This window comes from Chitinophaga sp. 9-1-y (assembly GCF_059511905.2).
On the sequence record NZ_CM197955.1, the window covers coordinates 7,916,035 to 7,934,367 of the forward strand.

Here is an 18,333-nt window from a genome sequence, read left to right on the forward strand (position 1 = left end):
CTAATACATATAATTATTTATATATTTGCATATTGTTACGCTGTATGAGCAGTTGCCCTCAACAGTGTGTACCTTTAAACCTATACCAATAGTTCTGTATCCTATGAAGTTGTTATTCCGCCTTGCATTGCTTTGCCTGATAAGCAGCGTTTCCTATGCGCAAAATGTTTACCAAATCCGCGCCGATAGTGTTCGTATTTATAGCGGTTGCGATACCGCTGAATTGATTATCGAAAATCATACACAAGATACGTTGGGCTTTCTTTTTAACAAAGGGAAAGGACGAACTGAATTTAGGAAGATGCGCATGAAGGTGTTAGGGAATTCGTTGGCATTAGTTGGGCAGGATACCATTCAATTGGGGGCATTGGTAAAGACAGCTGTGGATACCCTTTATAAGTCTAATGATACCTTGTATTACAGGAAAACTGATGGGAAAATTGTGGGAGTGAGATTGTATGTGGTGGATGCTTATACGAAGGTGGAGTCGAATGCGCGGTATATACGAAATCAGTATGATTCTGCCCAGAGCGGCAATTTTTATATTGATGGTGTGGGAAAATCAGACAAAGGCTTTATTGCTAATGCGGGGCAAAATATACAGCATTATACTTTAAGGGTAAATAATAATAACAGGTGGAACATTGGTTTAACCAATGCAGAAACAGGTCAGGCAAATGACGGTTCTGATTTTGTGCTATGGAGGTATAATGATTTTGGCAATCTGACAGGTCCGGCATTAGTGATAAAAAGGCAGACAGGGATGGTAGATATGCCGTCGGGGTTGATAGCAGGTCCATATTCGCGGATTCGGGGAACAGGAACAGGGACTGTGAATCAATCCTATTTGACGTTTATGGAATCGAATGTGGTAAATGAGGTAGGATATATCGGCAAGCGGTCATCCCTTAATGATGATCTTACTTTTCAGAGTGCCAAAGGGAATATCGCCCTTTCCGCATACAGTGCGCAAGATCCTCAATTTAACCTGGGCACCAGAAATTTAATCTTGAAAACGGGGACATTAAGTCTTTCCGATACAACGGTTAATACCATTGTTTATGCCGGTTATGGTATTGGTGCGCCAGCTTTTAGTATCAGAAGTAAGGGAACGAAAGTGGTGTTGTCCTCTGGTATTGGCGCGACAACCGTTGACTATGGGATAGGTATGGAATCGGGATATACGTGGTTTTCCGTACCGCAGAATGCAAATAATATTGGATGGAAATTTTATGGAGGGACCACACCAATTGGCAAAATAGATGGGCAAGGCGGTGCTGACTGGGAAGGGATGAGTAGATTCAAGGGCGATTATTCAAGTGGTGCCGGGCCTGCTACAGAGGTAGGTTTTTCATCAGGTCAGGCGCAGTTGCGGGGGTATAACAGAACGACAAATATGTACACTACTATCAGTGTTACAGGGGGAAGCGCAGCTAATGATCCCAAGACGTTTGGGATAGATGGAACAGGATATAGATTTAATAGTTTAACTAATGCAGGTATGCTGGCAACGGATGCAAATGGCTACCTGGTAAGCAAAGTAGCTTCTTTGTCAAATATTCTGGCAGCGGGTAACCAAACAGGTAACAACGCTATTGTTTTTAACAGAACCCTGTCGGCAGCCAATCAACTGATGGATTGGCAGCAGGGATTTGGTGTGTATAGTGATAACCTTACTGCGGTGGACGGTGTGAATGGAAACCGTATTTGGTTTGATACGCCAGATAATGGAGACATTGTATTTGGCCCACGCAATGGCAGCAATTTTATTGGCACACTCAGGATAAAGGCCAAAAATATCAAATTAGAAGGCGGTACTCCGAAGTTTTTTAATGTAGGCGTTTTAGGAACAGATGCGAATGGATACCTGATTAATAGCTCCGCTAATTTTGTGCAGGCTTTGGGCGCTGCTCCACAGGCTATCAGTTTTAATATATCCGGTTCGGGTGTTGCCAAAAGCATTGCTACAGGAGCTAATATAGGCAACGAGGATTTTGTAATATATAAATCTTCGCATCCGGACTCTCTCGCTACCAACAAAAGATGGGTGTTTTATAAATCAGGAGCAGAGACCGGAGGAAATGCCGGTAGTAATTTTGTGATATCAAGGTACAATGACAATGGTGTGTTTCAGGACAACCCATTGCAGATTGCGAGGGTAAATGGAGATGTTATATTTTCCGCCACACCCAAAGTCGGTACAAATAGAGACCCTCTTTGGCTGCAAACGAATCACCCCGCAGGAAACGCAGTAACTGTTGGTTTCCCGGGAGCCACTGTGCTGGATTCTTTCTTCACAAATTCAGCTGGACACGTTACACAGGTAAAAACAAGAACCTTAAAAGCTACTGATATTGCCGCAGCTCCAGCTAATATTGCGTTATCTGCCATATTGAATAATGGTAACACTGCCCAGAAAACTGTGGCACTGGGAGCTGCAGGCGATGCCACTCAATATGTTTTTCAAACTACTCGTTACATTGGTGGAATCAATGCTACCGCTTCTCTCGGTGTATCTAATACGGGTGCCAATGTTGGTGGGTTATTTATTTCCACTGCTGATGGTACTCCTACCGGATCAAAAATATTCTATTTAAATAATACCGATGCTGCACCGTTATACTCACCTGATAATGGTACGAATAAGTACACAATATGGCATTCAAATAACCATGTTGCCGGAAAACCATTGACGCCTACACTTACAGGAGCAAATGTGCTGGCCTCTTTTATAACCAATGATGCAGGACACGTAACAGCAGCTACCACCAGGACGCTAACACCGGCTGATATCGCCGCAGCCCCTGCTACAGGTTCGACAAGCTATATTCAAAATCAATCCGCCAGTGCACAGGCAGGTAGCTTTAATCTGAATGGTACCGGCGCATTGGGCGGTAATTTGACAATAGGTGGTAACGTGGTGGTAACAGGAACAGTGACTGCTACCGGGTTTAATCCGCCTTCTCTACGTGCATTAAAAATGAATATCAAAGATTTTGAACTAAATGCGCTACGGATCATTGATAGCATTAAGGTAAGAGAGTTTGAATATAAGAAAGCGCCTGGTAGAAAAGTAATTGGCATCATTGCAGATGAAGAACCTGCCATTATTTCGGGAGAGAAGCATGACCACCTGGATATGATGAATGCGATAGGCTTATTGCTGAAAAGTGTACAAGAATTGAATGCCAAAGTAGATAAAAGCATTGAAGAGACAAATGCAAGATTAGATAAACTGGAACAGAAAAATAATAACGAACGCTCTTCCAAATAAAATTTGTTATTCATACCCTATGAAATTTTTATCCTGTGTTGTACTGTTTTGCTTAATCGGTATTGTATCCTATGCACAAACTGTTTACCAAATCCGGGCTGACAGTGTTCGAATTTATAGTGCCTGCGATACAGCCGAGCTGATTATTGAAAACCATACACAAGATACCCTGGGTGTACTTTTAAATAAAGGTAAAGGACGTACGGAGTTTAGAAAAATGAGGCTGAAATTGCTGGGGAACTCCCTGGCGATTGTAGGGCAGGATACTATTCAATTGGGAACATTGGTAAAGACAGCGGTAGATACTTTATACAGGTCTGCGGATACCCTGTATTACCGGAAGATGGATGGTAGGACATTTGCCATAAAGATGGATTTGAGTGCCTGGGGCGATAGCCGTTATGATCTGGCAAGTACTAACTTTAGAGTGATTGCTGATGGAGATAGTGTATTATTCGATAATTGGGCTGCCGGAAAAGTGATGGGATACTTTGCCTATAAGGGGAAAGACATGCCGATATTATCGGATCAGGCATTCCAGGGCAGAGGCGGAAAAAACTACTTTAATGGATTGGTTGTTAAAACATCTCCGGCTGGTAACGCTACCGGATTCGATTTTGCCATAAACTGGGATGGTGAACTATTGGGGCCTAATGGTGCGTTTATCCGAACTAAGGATGATAACCGGTTACAATGGAGCGCCTGGCGTGAATTGTTATTTAAAGATTATGGAGATAAATCTTATCTCCGTAATCAATATACAGTAGCACAGCCTTTTGATAGCTGGATAACTGGCATACAACGTACAGAAGGGAGGTTCTCCTTATTGAAATTAGGATCGGATGCCTTGAATGCAAGCATCGTACTGGAGGATCCTACAAGTAAAGGCGCTAATATTCAGCTAACAGGTAATGATGCTAACGGCTATCCGGGGCTAGCATTCTGGGCATATGATGCCAGTGGTTGGAAAGAAGCGATGCGCATCACACCTGGTGGATTTATAGGGATGGGTGTTACCAATCCGAGAAGTAAACTGGATGTAACCGGAGCAGGTATCCGGGCTTCAGAATATATCAATACACCGTTTGCCAATTCTTCAAATGGTGGCATTAATCAACTATGGAATTCATTTGAAGGAAGGCAGCTATTTCCTGATCCGGAATTCAGAAGTGGAATGAATAATGTTATTTCCTATAACAATGCAGGTGGGGGCGCTGTTACCGTTGTGAGAACCAATGCTCCATTAACTAATATTGTCCCTAACGCTACGGGTTATTATCTTAAAGTAGATTATAAGTCGGGTTTACCAGTAACACCGGGACTTGGAGGTATTGTTGCTCATATTAACACCGCCGCAAATAAAACTTACATTACCAGGATACGTGCATTAATACCGGTAGGATATGCTATACAACAGGCGTCAAATGCACATGGTACTTCGTGGGTGGATCGTTGGTTAAGTAAAACCGAAGGAACCGGTAAATGGGAAGATTATATTTTTCGTTGGGGAGCCGGCGATGGAGGGAGCTTTTCCAGTGTGAATTATTTTTATCTGGCAGGGCCAACCACCAGTGATGTAACCTGGTATGTATCTTATTTTGATGCTAAAGATGTAACATCCTCCTCATGGGTTGATAATATCGCCGTAAATACAGCTACTGCGAGACCTATAAAACTATTACTCAATACAGATTCAACAGAACTGAGTCAGGGAGTCAATAACGCCTTCAATGTAAACGTATATTCCAATGGCAGTGTGGCAAAAATGAATGTAGGCCCTTCTACCCTTGATTATGATGGTGGGCAGCTGAGGTTATTGAACACTACCGCAAATAATATTTATTTCGGCACTACCGCCACGCAGGTAGGGAAACCTGCTTTAAATACGCGGAGTACTGGTACAAAAATAACCCTAAACCCGACGATTAGTATTTCTCAGGGAGATTACAGCCTGGGTGTTGATACCTCCAGCCTGTGGCTGGCAGTGCCTCAAAACAATGCCACTAATGATTTTAAATTCTATGGAGGTACTACGGAAGTAGGAAGGATAGATGGGGCTGGCAACTCATTTTGGTCGGGTAGAGGAACTTTTGGTACACTCGCCACTCCTGTTATCTGTTCTAATAATTCTATTGGAGATATCAGCATTTTTGGAGGAGCAACAACGGTTAATTCATTTAAAGGCGCCGAAATTAAATTGATCGCGGGTGCTAACTCAACTACCCCCGGCGCCATGAGCTTTCATACCGGTACGGGCGCTGGTGGAACGACGCAACCAGAACGCCTTCGCATTACTGCCTCTGGTAGTATCGGTGTGGGAATTGCAACGCCCGCGTCTACATTCCATGTAAATGGATCCGTGGGTGGTGCTGCAAGAATTGTTAACAGTACTACCACTGCCAATGATGCAGATTATACCATACTGGTAGATGCATCTGCTAATACCAATATTACTGTTTTCCTTCCAGATGCCACTATCCGCGAAGGGCGTATTTACAACATCAAGTTGTTGGGAACAGGCACGTCTGGAGGCATCACTATTAAACCTGCAGCCGCAGGACAGAAACTTGATAATGCCACCTCCTTTACCTCAGCTGTTGCTTATCTGGGTATTACCGTTCAGGCAGTTGCCGGAAACTGGTATATCATTGCGAAGCATCAACCGTAAGTTCCATTTCCATTTTCAGTGCAGGCAATGAGAAGTAATGTTGTTGTTTAAAATAGTCTGCCATTCCGGTATCGTCTATCAGTAGGCCGTTTAGCGCTCCATCCGCAGGCCAGATCCTTTGGTTTTGGAGCACAAAACGGCGATAGAGTGGGTCATAGGTGTTGATTATATACGCAGCAATTTTCCTTTTTTCATCCAGGGAAAATTGATAGGCGTTGATGTTGAGAAAAGTATTATACGATTTGTCGTATAACGCATCGGCGTACGAACGCAATGCATCCGCCATTCGATTGTCGTTGATACTGGTATGATCAGTGATCCATTTGAGTAGTTCTTCTTTTATTTCTAATACGCCGGCTGCATTTTTTACAAAGATGATTTCTCCGACGGAAGCTATACGATTATCATCCAGGTCGAGGTAATCTTTCATGACGAGGTCGTTTATTTTGGGCTCTTTTGTGTAACCGAATGATTTGACCAACGTTTTGAGGAAGAGGGTGTCTTCGTGGAGAAGGTAGGCGAGGTCTGGTTGGCTATTGTTAAGGAGATATTTGTTGCGAGCGATAAGTGGAGGATTTATTTCAATAGTATAATGGCTACTATCTACGAAAGTAATAAAGTCTCCAATGAGCGGGACATAAGTAATAAAATTATATTCTTTTGAAATGAAGATGTTGTCAATCGTATAATCAAATTCGTTTTCTTCATTGGCAACAGTATCGACGAATACCGTATTGAACTTATCTCTAAGTTTAACTTTTTTATTTTCTTTATTGAAGATATCTCCGAAAATGGTTTTTATTTTTTTGTTAAAGGCATCCTTGTCGAGTGTGACAAATTTTTTTTCCTTTAACCCTTGGGCAATGACAGGCAATGCAATTTCCACATCATGTACTGTGTAATTATAAATAGTATAACTGTTATCTTCGGATGCTTCGATATGTTCCTGTAATGCGTCGTGTTTTCTTATTTCTGCAATATTCATAGTATAAGTTTTTTCGACTGGTTTGGGTTTATCTATTTCGATAGATGGTTCATGCTGTTGCCTTTTCATTTGACAGCTTGTAAAAGTGATTGATAGGCTAACTATGAACATGATGTATATTGTCCTCATAGAAATATTTTTTATCTAAATCCTAAATGAAAATGATTTTTATGCACTCTTGTTGAACCACCGGTCGTGTTTTTAATACCAACTTTGTAGCCATAGTTTTTACAGAACCCCCATCTGTCGGCTACTTTTAGGATATTTTCAAGCACATTTATAAACTCCTGTTCCGATTTATACGCTCTTTTAGCTTCGCTCCATAATACTTCTCCTCCCCTATTAGTGCTACCGGGGTACCTGATATCAATATCATTTCCTTCAATATGCCCCTGATGTCCGATATTCCGTTTATTACTAGCGGAAATATCATTGTAATATAGTATTTCCTTGTATCCGTTTTTAGGTAAAGAATAAAAGAACCCGAATAAAGGAGCCGCTATGTGTGGGGCAATATAGTTATCATCTCCACTATCTCTGTCCCCATATCGGCCCCAGTTAGGGCCAGTTTCCGGGAACGGCAAAAGACCATGTTTATTCTTTTCTAATTGGAATGATTTTATCAAGCGATTGGATAAGTATATGTCGTATTGATATTTGTTGCTGTTGGTATTAGTTTCGACAAATTTGTAGGTAAATATATCTGCATAGATAACGTACCTGTTAAGTCTTCCGGCAGCGGCCTCCGAAAATTGACAGTTGCTTACCTGAAATACAATGGCGGTATTGTTTTTGAAGAGCCGGTTTTTTTCTTCATAATTGCTTTTTCCACCCGATATAATTTTCTTTCCAACTGCTCTGCTAATTTGGGTTGTTACTTCTTTACTGCGGTTGGCGATATGCTGTAAGCTTTTCCATTTCCAGAATGCCATTGCGGAAAGCACTGCTATTTTCATATCAGTAGCTACCAGGTCTGGGTGATTAATGATGTCTGCTTTTTCTTTGATGGTATAACTATTCGCAAAAGCGTATGCATCACGACCGGTAATTTGTATGAGCCCACGACCCCTGAAATTCCAGCCGTCTCCTTTTACTGTATTACCCAGTACTTTACCAGTAGCTGTATCTGGACCATAGGCGTAATTGGCGATGTTTTTCTGGTTTTCTTCATTTACGCCAGGAGATGCGGGTTTTCTTACACTTCTACCCCACTCTTTGGCTTTCTTTTTTCCTTCTACGGTATTGAATGCAGAAAAATGTTTACAAAGATCTTCCCAATACCAGTTAAAATTTTCTCCGTGCTTAATATGAAGAGATTGACCGCTTTCAATGCCCACCTGGGCAAAGAAATGAGCCTTATTCCAGCAGGTATTCATGCCTGTTGCTTTCATATACCGGTTGTAGGTGTCTGCTACTATCAACAGGTCTGTATCATTGGCTCCGGGGAACATGCTCTTAAGTTGTGACAAGGTGATATTTTCATTGCACCTAGGACATTCTTTTGCGAATAGATCTTCGGGCAAGGACTCGCCGAGTACAGCCGGCGCATTTTTTTTGCCAAACTGATTCAATAAGCGATCTAATTTATCAGATAGCTTGATATGCTGATAAAAGCTGACACTATTGGGATTTAACATATTAGCGTCCGCTATGTCGGCAGGATATAGATATTTGCCTGCTGTTGTTTTTATAACTACATAGAAACAGCGGAAGAAATTATCCTCCAACAAGTTGCCGGTTTTAAGTATACGTGTATTAATTACCGTATTGCATATTTCATCTTCGTTTATCACAAGATTGGTACTGTAGCGGCATTTGTCTTCATCCAGGAATTTATTTTCCCAGATTTGTAATAGCAGTTTTTCACCGGACAGGTTGCTTGTTTGTATATGTATTTTTATCTTTTCTCCATATTTGTATACTTTATAGGCCGGGTAATTATGGCTGTCGTATAGTATTACTGAAATGATTTCTTTTCTTGCGTTTATACGAAGGGATTTCCCTTTTTCTGCATTTCGCTTGTTGCTTTGCATGCTGGGAAACCAGTACTTTTTGTTACCGCATTGGATGGTTTTCATATCAGAAAACTGGATACTGTTTGCTACCTGTTCGATAGCAAACAGTAAGTTGAAAGTATCCCATTCAAAACTCAGTGCGGTTAGTAATGGTTTCAGGCTGTAGATGCTGAAATTTAGTTTCAATTCTCCAGTTCCATCAAAGGAGACCGATCCAAGGTCTTTGATGTGGCATATGCTGTTGGCCGGATTGGCTTGCAACAGATGTATACGTATCTTTTCATTAGCGGCCATCGGAGCGTTGATAGTAATATTAATGTTTTCCCGCCACCCTGCGGATGGTTTGCAGATGCCTTCCTGGTCGGCAAAACACCAGCGGGTGATGTTGGCATAACAGGCGTTGATCTCCAGTATTTGTTTTGATGTACCTAAGGCGGCACTTATTGTTAAATGACCTGGTTGTGTAGCTACGGCATTTTGCAGGATGGTGCCGCCTGCACCGAATGGGCTCCAGGTAATAGGACCGTCCAGGGCATCGTCATAAGGCATCCGCGTTTTAACGGACAGTTGGTAAAGTTTGCCTACTATCCAGTTAGTATTGCCGTTGACTACTTTGATGGGTAGTAGTTCGTTGTTTTTTACTTCCAGTTTCCAGGAGCCGTATTTTACAATGTTGGTTGAAGAGGTCCCTGATGTTGGGTAACTTAAACGGGCTTCGACAAGATATTTGCCTGGGAGAGTGAAATGAGTATCGCCATCCATTGCGATGGATGAACCGATGCCTACTTTTTTTCCGTTAAGAGTCCATTGGGTGGATTCCGCGTTACCCAAACATTCTATGGGACCAGGTATGATTGCATTGACATGCAATTGCAGGGATGTTCGGGGTCTGATCAGGTGGTTGGTTTTTGATATGGTTATTTCTTTTCCTGGTGCTAAAATATGTATAATGGTTTGGGCGTAATCATTACTGCACATCATGGCACTCACGAAATAAGTTGCGGTACTATTGGGAGGGGTAAAACTGATACTATCTGTGTTTGAAATGGCGACGATATTGTTACACGTATCGGCAATTTGCAAAGAAACGCTTTGTTTTTCTGATGGAGTAGGAGGAGTTATTTCGTATACTGCTGTTATTTCCACGGGTACTCCTTTTCTCAGCTGATGTGTTTTGTTGGTAGGTATATCAGAGACGGTACCAGTTATGCTGAACGCATCTTTTAAGTGATTGATGGTTGCTGTGATATCCAGGTATGCCGTATTAGCTGTTTGTTCATTGCCATAAGCCGTAACACGGTATTTACCTGCTTTTTCCAATTTGATGCGTAGTGAGGGCCCCTGCTTTTCAAAAGAAAGTGGCATAGTATTATAGCCATGGCTATTGTATACTTTCCAGTTAACCAATGATTCGTCTGTTTTCCCGGGATTATCGTATTGGCTTATATAAAAGAACAGTGACTCGTTAACCCGTACGATGATTTCGGGGAGCGTGTTATCTTTTATTTTAGAGCCGGAGTACGTGCATCTGTTGGGGCGCTCTTCCAGCTGCAGGCTAATGCTGAGTATCCGTGGCAGTTCTTTTACTGCTGCTTTTCCCGGTGCCAATGGATTAAGTGTAGATGCGCTTTCGGATGTCGGATCATGGTCGGATGAAGTAATCACAGTTGCTGTTTGTCCGTGATGACTGATGCTGATGCAAGGGCTTCCTGCTACTGCACAAACGGCTTTACTGTCTTCCGTGAGTATTTGTCCGTTATTTGATAATGTAATATTGGGTGAATATCCCAGCCATTTTGTAATAGCCGGTATGCAGGCATTATGCGAAATTTTACACATGCCGAATGTGGGTGGTAGGAATGGATTTCCCGTTTCTTTGGTACTGGCAGCAGCTTTAATGGTGCCACTATAGTCGTTGATGTATTCGGTGCCCCCAGCTACCTGTAGTTGGCTGCTGGTGCTGCCAAAACTACATTTACAGATGGCTCCCTGTACTACAAAATGTTTGTCAGCCATTTTAATGGTTGTTGGTATGATGATATGGTTAGCTTACGGGATATATTATTGGTGTTTTTTTCGGAATTTTATGCCTTTTTTTATACCATTCAGGATTACCGATTTTCCGGAATGAATATAAAGTTCTCCGCTACTGTGCCAGTGGATATTTCTGCCAGTTTCTGTATAATTTTTGCAGATAATACGCATGTTGCCTGTGGGGTATTGATGCATGACGTTTGGTATTAAGATATTTTGGATTTCTCGTTACTTTGAATAGTGACGGATTTCTCAGCGCGGAACAGCATATCTTCTTTAGTACTTTCTACTGTTATTGCTGCCGCAGTTTTTTCTATTTCCCTTGCCTGGATGTTTATATTTTCCAATGCAGTTTTGGTGATGTTTGTGGCCGTTAACAGATAGTCGTTTACAGTATATTGACTTAAACAATCGCCTGCACGCTGAGTGATGTTCTGTCCGGCAGTATGCGTCATATGAAATCCTGCCTGTGTATCTATGTTTTCAAGGGCGAAAAGGCTGATATTTCGTGCCGTTATTTTGATATTTTCCGGGGCGGAGAGGGAAATGTTTTGCCCCTGGGTATCCATCATGATGGAGTTTCCGCCTTTGTCAGAAATAATTATATGCTCCTGCTGATGGGTGTCATCCAGTCGGATAGTATGTCCACTACGGGTTTTAATTACTTTTACATTATTCATGTCGTCGCCGTAGTTCGTCCGGGAATTACCGTTACTGGCACAGCCGGTGGCATAGGGAGCTTCGGGGTTACCACCTTCGAACTCGACCCATACTTCTTCATTGATTTCAGGAATGAAGTAAAAGCCTTTGTCTGGTCCGCCATGGGGTTGATGTAGCCTGATCCATGGCGTGGTACCTTTTTGCCATTGGAATTTTACACGGATTCTTCCAAGCCCTTTGGGGTCGCGATTGTCTGTTACTATGGCGCTTTGCGCCTCGCAGTAAGGTATATTATGCAGGTGCATAACGGGAGTGGCCACGTCGGCAGGAACACCTTCAAAGGTATTATAGTAGTTCCCGTTTCCGTTGCAATAATGCTCCAGTGCTGTAAGAAGATATTCTCCGTGTTCTTCATTCGAGATCCATTTCTCGCGTATGTTGATAATATTCCCGGGTTGTAAACTGGTATTATTACTACGCCCTTTCATGAAAACCATTTGCGATATGCGTGATTGCTGGTATTGCCGGGCAAGTACTGATAGTTCAGCGCTGGCATTGCCTGAAACGGCGAAAGGGATTTTATAATGGCCAGGTTGTGGAAAGAATTTATTACTTAAATCGTACGCCTGTTGTGAGTGACTATTGGGAGAACGGAGGCCTTGTTTTCCTGATTCTTCATCCAGGAATTGTTGCAGCCTGTATTCATAGACATTTAATACCTGCTTGCCGGGTATTAGTTTGCATTCCAGTTGAAATTCGGTAAGATCTTCCTGGTGCGTTAGTGGCGTTCGTTGTGGTGTGTATTGTCCGAATATAATTTGTTGCCCATTATAGAAGAAGGGCTCTCCATAGCGCTCGGAGAGTCGGTAAAGGAAGTCGAACCCGGTTTCCTTGTATTGAACAATATATTTTAGTGGATGAATGATAACAGGATTGATGTGTGGGCTCACTGCTACCGGGTGGCTGTTCTTAAAAATGGTATGAACGATGGTTGATAGTGTTTGTTCTTCAAATGATTGGGTATGTGGATTCCCGGAGAGTAGGATGGTTGGGCTGTTTCCCCGCAATATACAGTTGCCGGTAATGCCATCTTTTTCTTTGCCGGAGCTTACATTGGTGATGATGCCGTTGAATAGGAGTGGTTTGAAATTTAGGGAAGATTCAATCGGTTGAATACAGATGCTAATCTCCTTTCCGAGAAAGGATTTGCCGGCTGCTATTGGATTTGAGCCCTGGCGTGATAGCCAATCGTATCCAATGCCCAGTTCAAATTCGTGGTGCGCTGTCATGGATTGTTTTAAGTGAAGGAACTGGAATTGTCCAAATTGTTGCGCTCCTACGGATACAGTTGTTTTGGTGAATATGGTCATGTTTTTGTTGATTAAAATGTCTGAGGATTTCTTTGGGAGAGGATATGATTGTTGGGAACAAACATGGGTCCGAAATTATGTAATTAATTTTAATTGCAAAAAAAATAATTAAGAATCCTACCTAAATTTTTTTAATGATATTATTTTTTCGAGATTGTAAATATTTTTTTTAGTCATTTTAACCCTTTACTGTATTGCGTTTGTAGATATTGATTATTGCTGGTGAGAAATTTTTTTTGTAAGTTTTTTTGTTTTTGTTGAAAAAAATATAATTTCGCTCAACCAAAATCCCAAGCAGTCTTTTTCTTCTGCTATAATCTGCGAAATTTTTGAACAGTATTATTGACACAATAAGCATTCCATCCGCTAGTAAATGTATGTTGCATCAGGCAAACTATTAGGGAAACCTGACGATAGTTTGTATAGTTTTACCGCTCATTGAATGAGCTATGGGAGGATGAAAGTCTCCTTGACGAGTATATTCCGAGTGGGTGATCATGAATAGAAAGGAATATCGGAATAATATTGATGCAGAAAAATGCGCAGGAACTGAATAGCATGATGGGGTGCTGAGATTAGAGGAGTTTTGTGATGTTGGTATTGCAGTAGATTTAGCTGCAATTACTGCTATGTGAGTTAAGATATTGTTTTATTGGAGAGCATTGTTGGTCTTAAAGTAGCGCAAATTGTCCCTGGAATTGATCTGTCACAAGAGAATAAAATATATAGCTTCAGATAAATAAGTGTTCTGGAGCCTTTGGAACCCAAATGGAAATCTATTAATGAGCGAATCATTAAATGTACTGCTAGTGCAACTAAAATCCAGTTATGTAGTGGTAGGGAAATATCCCGAACGACCAGTTGTCATGCACCTTTTGGTACCTGAGTAAGTCAGCGCAGCACATGCTGTGGGGAGAATATCCTATACATCAGAGAATCTTCAATTTGGCGACGCCTGTTGGCTTCGCTTGGGGAATGCTACGTAAATAATTGTTATGGAAATATTTAAAAATGAAGATGTTTTATTGATACTGTCATGGTATTTAAGTTGTTTGATTTCGTTAACCCAACGGTGATGGATCGCCCTATGCTGCATGTGATAAATGGTTGGTGGATAGAAGTAGCCAGGGCGACTATCATCAAGTTAGCATTGTCGTTGTTGAAGAGCAGTAGCCAGAATAGTTTAGATGTGAACTTGTTGTAGTACCTGTCGTTGACAGGTTGAACGGACAGCTTATGACTGTTGCAGTTTGTTCCTTGATTGATTCACGGATTAGGGATCGCTATGTGTAGTATTTTATTTTTATTGCGTATATACTTATACGTTATATCTGATTCTTTTGTTATCCCAACGATGATGACTTGCCTTGCTGTGTGTTGAAGGTTGCTGTGTGTGCGTCAGTAGGGCGGTTGTCATCCAGTTAAGAGGGACGCGTGTTTGAGTGATGTTGCTTTATTGTAACTCCTTGCTATAAGGGGTATAAAATCAATTGCTGGAAGAATACTGCTGAAATTATTTATTTATGATGAAGATCTTATTCTGTTTAGACATTCGGGTACTGTATAATCCTGTAGCATGTGTTAACCAAACGATGACCTGTTACCTCCGTCGATTGCCGCTTGAAGTTGATATCGGTCCGGCGGGGTTTCAGTCATCAACCGTGTTTTTTAAGCTTGCAGCTATTGCTTTTTATGAATACATCTGCATGGTTATCATCCGCAGTTTGTTAACCCAATGATGACCTGTTACCCCTGCCGCGTACTATATGAAGTCGGCATTGGTCCGGCGGGGTTTCAGTCATCATCTTTACTTTTTTAGGCTTGTAGCTATTGCTTTTTAAGAATACATCTGCATAGTTATCATCCGCAGTTTGTTAACCCAACGATGACCTGTTACCTCCGCCGAGTGCCGCTTGAAGTTGATCGGTCCGGCGGGGTTTCAGTCATCAACCGTGTTTTTTAAGCTTGCAGCTATTGCTTTTTATGAATACATCTGCATGGTTATCATCCGCAGTTTGTTAACCCAATGATGACCTGTTACCTCCGCCGTGTACTGTATGAAGTCGGCATCGGTCCGGCGGGGTTTCAGTCATCAACCGTGTTTTTTAAGCTTGCAGCTATTGCTTTTTATGAATACATCTGCATGGTTATCATCCGCAGTTTGTTAACCCAACGATGACCTGTTACCTCCGCCGTGTGCCGCTTGAAGTTGATCGGTCCGGCGGGGTTTCAGTCATCATCTTTAATTTTTTAAGCTTGCAGCCATTGCTTTTTATGAATACATCTGCATGGTTATCATCCGCAGTTTGTTAACCCAACGATGACCTGTTACCTCCGCCGAGTGCCGCTTGATCGGTCCGGCGGGGTTTCAGTCATCATCTTTATTTTTTAAGCTTGCAGCTATTGCTTTTTATGAATACATCTGCATGGTTATCATCCGCAGTTTGTTAACCCAATGATGACCTGTTACTTCCGCTGAGTACTGTATGAAGTCGGCATTGGTCCGGCGGGGTTTCAGTCATCATCTTTATTTTTTAAGCTTGCAGCTATTGCTTTTTATGAATACATCTGCATGGTTATCATCCGCAGTTTGTTGACCCAATGATGGCCTGTTACCTCCGCTGAGTATCACTTGAAGTTGATATCGGTCCAGCGGGGTTTCAGTCATCATCTTTATTTTTTAGGCTTGCAGCTATTGCTTTTTATGAATACATCTGCATGGTTATTATCCGCAGTTTGTTGACCCAACGATGGCCTGTTACCTCTGCCGAGTACCACTTGAAGTTGATATCGGTCCGGCGGGGTTTCAGTCATCATCTTTATTTTTTAGGCTTGTAGCTATTGCTTTTTAAGAATACATCTGCATGATTTTCATCCGCAGTTTGTTAACCCAAACACTGACGAGTTGCCTCTGCTATGCACTGTGTGAAGTCAGCACCAGCCGGGTGTGGTAGCAGTCATCAAGCTTGAGCCGGAGTAGTGAGAGATTGAGGTTACTTCAAAATAGGAAGGACCGTTAGCAGGAGGAAATAGACTGCAAAAAAAAGGCTTTAAGAACCCGCGTTCCTAAAGCCCGACTTCTAACTGTATCAATCAACAAACTTTATTTGATCTTTAAATTCTTCCAGTCGCCGGAGGAACCATTACCTACCCAATATCCAATCATATCCCCCTTTTGGTTACTCAATTGTGTCACTGTCAGGCACATTTGATCGTTGACGTACACGAATACTCCGGGAGAAGATACGATAATTTTTACATGAAACCATCTATTTGGGTCTACCTTGGTATCTATTTCATTTTCGTATTTGCCTGGGTAGTTCTGTCTCAGTAGGGGCCAGTCGTACGCCGGTAGAGAAATATACTGAACAGAATGCTTTCTCCTGGTAGTTTCCGGCACCTGGAAGTTAAAAGGCCGGAAATAGATGGCATCGTATGTGGAGTCATTTACCCCATGAAAGGCAATGCCAACAAAGCTTTGCTGTAGTATATTTTTCCCTTTTACATCAAATTCTATGGTGCCGTTGTTAAAATGCTGTTGGGTGATCCAGGCAATTCCCGGGCCCGGAGCCTGATCAAGGTGTACGGTAGCGGAATCTGCAACCATTCCACGGTTTACAACCCGCAATTGCTGTCCGGTAGCGGTGCCGGGTACTGATGACAGACAAACGAACATAATTAAAAGGTGGCGTAACATAATCGCAGGGTTTATAAACTATAGCATTTACAAAACCATGCCGGAGGAGTTAGTGCTGATAAGTAACGATTATTACATTGTCTTATTTCATATGTGTTCGGTAATAATACAACCCTTTGTTCATGCCCGCACATAATGTAAAAGTAGCACGCAAAGCAAAAGCGCTTGCAGCGAATGCCAGGAACGAGTATCAATCGCCGTTTTGGTCATTTGTTGCAAGCGCTTTTTGCTTTGCGCTTTTATTTTTTGTCAATCAGGTAGACTATTTATTTTACCAAAGCACCATTTAACCGTCCTAATTCAGTTTCGGCTAATTTGGTATTATATCTTGCCTGGATGAGCCGATAGTAGGAGTCTTCTAGGCTTTGTTGTGCTATTTTCACTTCGAGAATAGTAGATACACCTTGTTTAAAGCGTTCCAACGCCACCATGGCATTTTCCCTCGCCAGGTCATTGGTTTCTTCTTCGAGGGATGCCTGTTTTTTATAGTATTCGTAATCCTTAAAGGCATTATTGAGAGACAAATCTACCTGTGATTTTAAGTTATCCAGGGTGATGTTTTGAAAGTCAAAATTTATCCGCGCATCTTGTACCTGCCTTTTTACATTGAAGCCATTAAAGATCGGAATAGCAGCTGTCAGGCCATAGTTAATCACGCCGTTCCTGCTAAATTTAGGACTGAAGGCATTGGACGCAGCATTGGAGGTATTCCGGGTATAGTTGTAAGCAGAGTTAAAAGATATCACCGGGAAATAGTCAGCGCGACGTTCTTTAATAGTGAGTGCCGATACATTTACATTTTGTTGCTGCACTTTGATGGCGGTATTATTATTGGCAATATTTTCCTGTAAGGCAGCAAAAGAAAGACTGTTTTCCAGTGGTATGGAATCAATTACATCATATCCAATGGCGCCTGCAGGCACTGCCATGAGCTGGTTCAACAACCCTTTACTTTGCGCTATCAGTGATTGCTGACGGATATATAATGCCTTTTGTGCATTCAGGTCTACTTTTGATTGTAACAGGTCTGTTTTAGGTGCCAGTCCGGTACTGAATTTGGCATCGGATAATTTTACCCGCTCTTCAGAAATGGACATCTGTTCTGCTAAAGCCTTCAGCTGTTGTTTTTGTTGCACTATATTATAATACCCGCTAATGATAGTCGCAACGGAATTTTGTACCTGGTCTTTGATCGCCAGCTCTCCGAGGTTACGGATAGATTCCAGTTTATTGCGTGTTGCGAACATTTTAAGACCATCAAATAATGTCCAGCTAAGGTTGGCGCTGGCATTGATGTTATTGCCTTTGATGCCGCTGGTGTCGCGTCCGGTACCATTTACAAACTCCTGTTTGGTAGCGGTGTTACTCCAGGTAGTACCAGCGGTAGCATTCAGCCGGGGAATAAAAGCAAAATTCGCGTAGGCGTAATCGTTAGCCGACAATTCTGCTGTATTCCTTGCCAGGCGAATATCATAGTTGTTTTTCAGCGCCAGGTCTATGGCCTGTTCCAGGGTAAGTACCTTCTGTTGTGCATGCAATGCGCCGGTACCTGCCAGTAACAGGGTTAATAATAAGTAACGCTTACGGATATATGTCTTCATAAAAAACTTAGTCTTAATCATTCAATCCA

At 42.0% G+C, this 18,333-nt stretch carries 8 protein-coding genes; 3 read left to right on the forward strand and 5 right to left on the reverse strand.

The annotated features are described in order from the left end of the window. Positions 1-103 precede the first annotated feature (103 nt). Entirely contained in the window at positions 104-3,274 is a 3,171-nt protein-coding gene (locus AC5ZC7_RS31605) for a tail fiber domain-containing protein (protein ID WP_496161383.1), read from the forward strand. Between the two features lie 19 nt (positions 3,275-3,293). Further along, the gene (locus tag AC5ZC7_RS31610; protein WP_496161382.1) at positions 3,294-5,942 is read left to right on the forward strand and encodes a hypothetical protein; all 2,649 of its coding nucleotides are present in this window, start codon (positions 3,294-3,296) and stop codon (positions 5,940-5,942) included. Here the strand turns inward: AC5ZC7_RS31610 and AC5ZC7_RS31615 are convergent. The 3 genes from AC5ZC7_RS31615 to AC5ZC7_RS31625 all read right to left on the reverse strand — a co-directional run bounded on the left by AC5ZC7_RS31615 (position 5,920) and on the right by AC5ZC7_RS31625 (position 13,006). Further along, complete coding sequence (locus AC5ZC7_RS31615) at positions 5,920-6,996, reverse strand: hypothetical protein (protein WP_496161381.1); 1,077 nt, start codon at positions 6,994-6,996, stop codon at positions 5,920-5,922. The two genes, AC5ZC7_RS31610 and AC5ZC7_RS31615, sit on opposite strands and share 23 nt — an antisense overlap. 71 nt (positions 6,997-7,067) lie before the next feature. Continuing rightward, entirely contained in the window at positions 7,068-10,958 is a 3,891-nt protein-coding gene (locus AC5ZC7_RS31620) for a PAAR-like protein (RefSeq protein WP_496161380.1), read from the reverse strand. Positions 10,959-11,182: 224 nt separating this feature from the next. Further along, positions 11,183-13,006: a phage baseplate assembly protein V gene (locus AC5ZC7_RS31625; RefSeq protein WP_496161379.1), complete on the reverse strand. Its 1,824-nt coding sequence runs from the start codon at positions 13,004-13,006 to the stop codon at positions 11,183-11,185. Positions 13,007-14,042: 1,036 nt separating this feature from the next. Between AC5ZC7_RS31625 and AC5ZC7_RS31630 the strand changes: the two genes are divergently transcribed. Beyond that, positions 14,043-14,210: a hypothetical protein gene (locus AC5ZC7_RS31630; protein ID WP_496161378.1), complete on the forward strand. Its 168-nt coding sequence runs from the start codon at positions 14,043-14,045 to the stop codon at positions 14,208-14,210. A gap of 1,899 nt (positions 14,211-16,109) precedes the next feature. On the opposite strand, the gene AC5ZC7_RS31635 is transcribed toward AC5ZC7_RS31630, so the two are convergent. Together AC5ZC7_RS31635 and AC5ZC7_RS31640 are read right to left on the reverse strand one after the other, a co-directional pair. Continuing rightward, entirely contained in the window at positions 16,110-16,703 is a 594-nt protein-coding gene (locus tag AC5ZC7_RS31635) for a 3-keto-alpha-glucoside-1,2-lyase-like domain-containing protein (protein WP_496161377.1), read from the reverse strand. A 266-nt stretch (positions 16,704-16,969) separates the two neighbouring features. Then, positions 16,970-18,304 carry a TolC family protein gene (locus AC5ZC7_RS31640; RefSeq protein ID WP_496161376.1) on the reverse strand — a complete coding sequence of 445 codons (1,335 nt, stop codon included), beginning with the start codon at positions 18,302-18,304 and terminating at the stop codon, positions 16,970-16,972. Positions 18,305-18,333 lie beyond the last annotated feature (29 nt).

Excerpts from the sequence above, each read along its gene's own strand:
- AC5ZC7_RS31625 (WP_496161379.1), bottom strand. The coding sequence starts at position 13,006 with ATGACCATATTCACCAAAACAACTGTATCCGTAGGAGCGCAACAATTT.
- AC5ZC7_RS31605 (WP_496161383.1), top strand. The coding sequence starts at position 104 with ATGAAGTTGTTATTCCGCCTTGCATTGCTTTGCCTGATAAGCAGCGTT.
- AC5ZC7_RS31610 (WP_496161382.1), top strand. The coding sequence starts at position 3,294 with ATGAAATTTTTATCCTGTGTTGTACTGTTTTGCTTAATCGGTATTGTA.
- AC5ZC7_RS31640 (WP_496161376.1), bottom strand. The coding sequence starts at position 18,304 with ATGAAGACATATATCCGTAAGCGTTACTTATTATTAACCCTGTTACTG.
- AC5ZC7_RS31635 (WP_496161377.1), bottom strand. The coding sequence starts at position 16,703 with ATGTTACGCCACCTTTTAATTATGTTCGTTTGTCTGTCATCAGTACCC.
- AC5ZC7_RS31620 (WP_496161380.1), bottom strand. The coding sequence starts at position 10,958 with ATGGCTGACAAACATTTTGTAGTACAGGGAGCCATCTGTAAATGTAGT.
- AC5ZC7_RS31615 (WP_496161381.1), bottom strand. The coding sequence starts at position 6,996 with ATGAAAAGGCAACAGCATGAACCATCTATCGAAATAGATAAACCCAAA.
- AC5ZC7_RS31630 (WP_496161378.1), top strand. The coding sequence starts at position 14,043 with ATGGTATTTAAGTTGTTTGATTTCGTTAACCCAACGGTGATGGATCGC.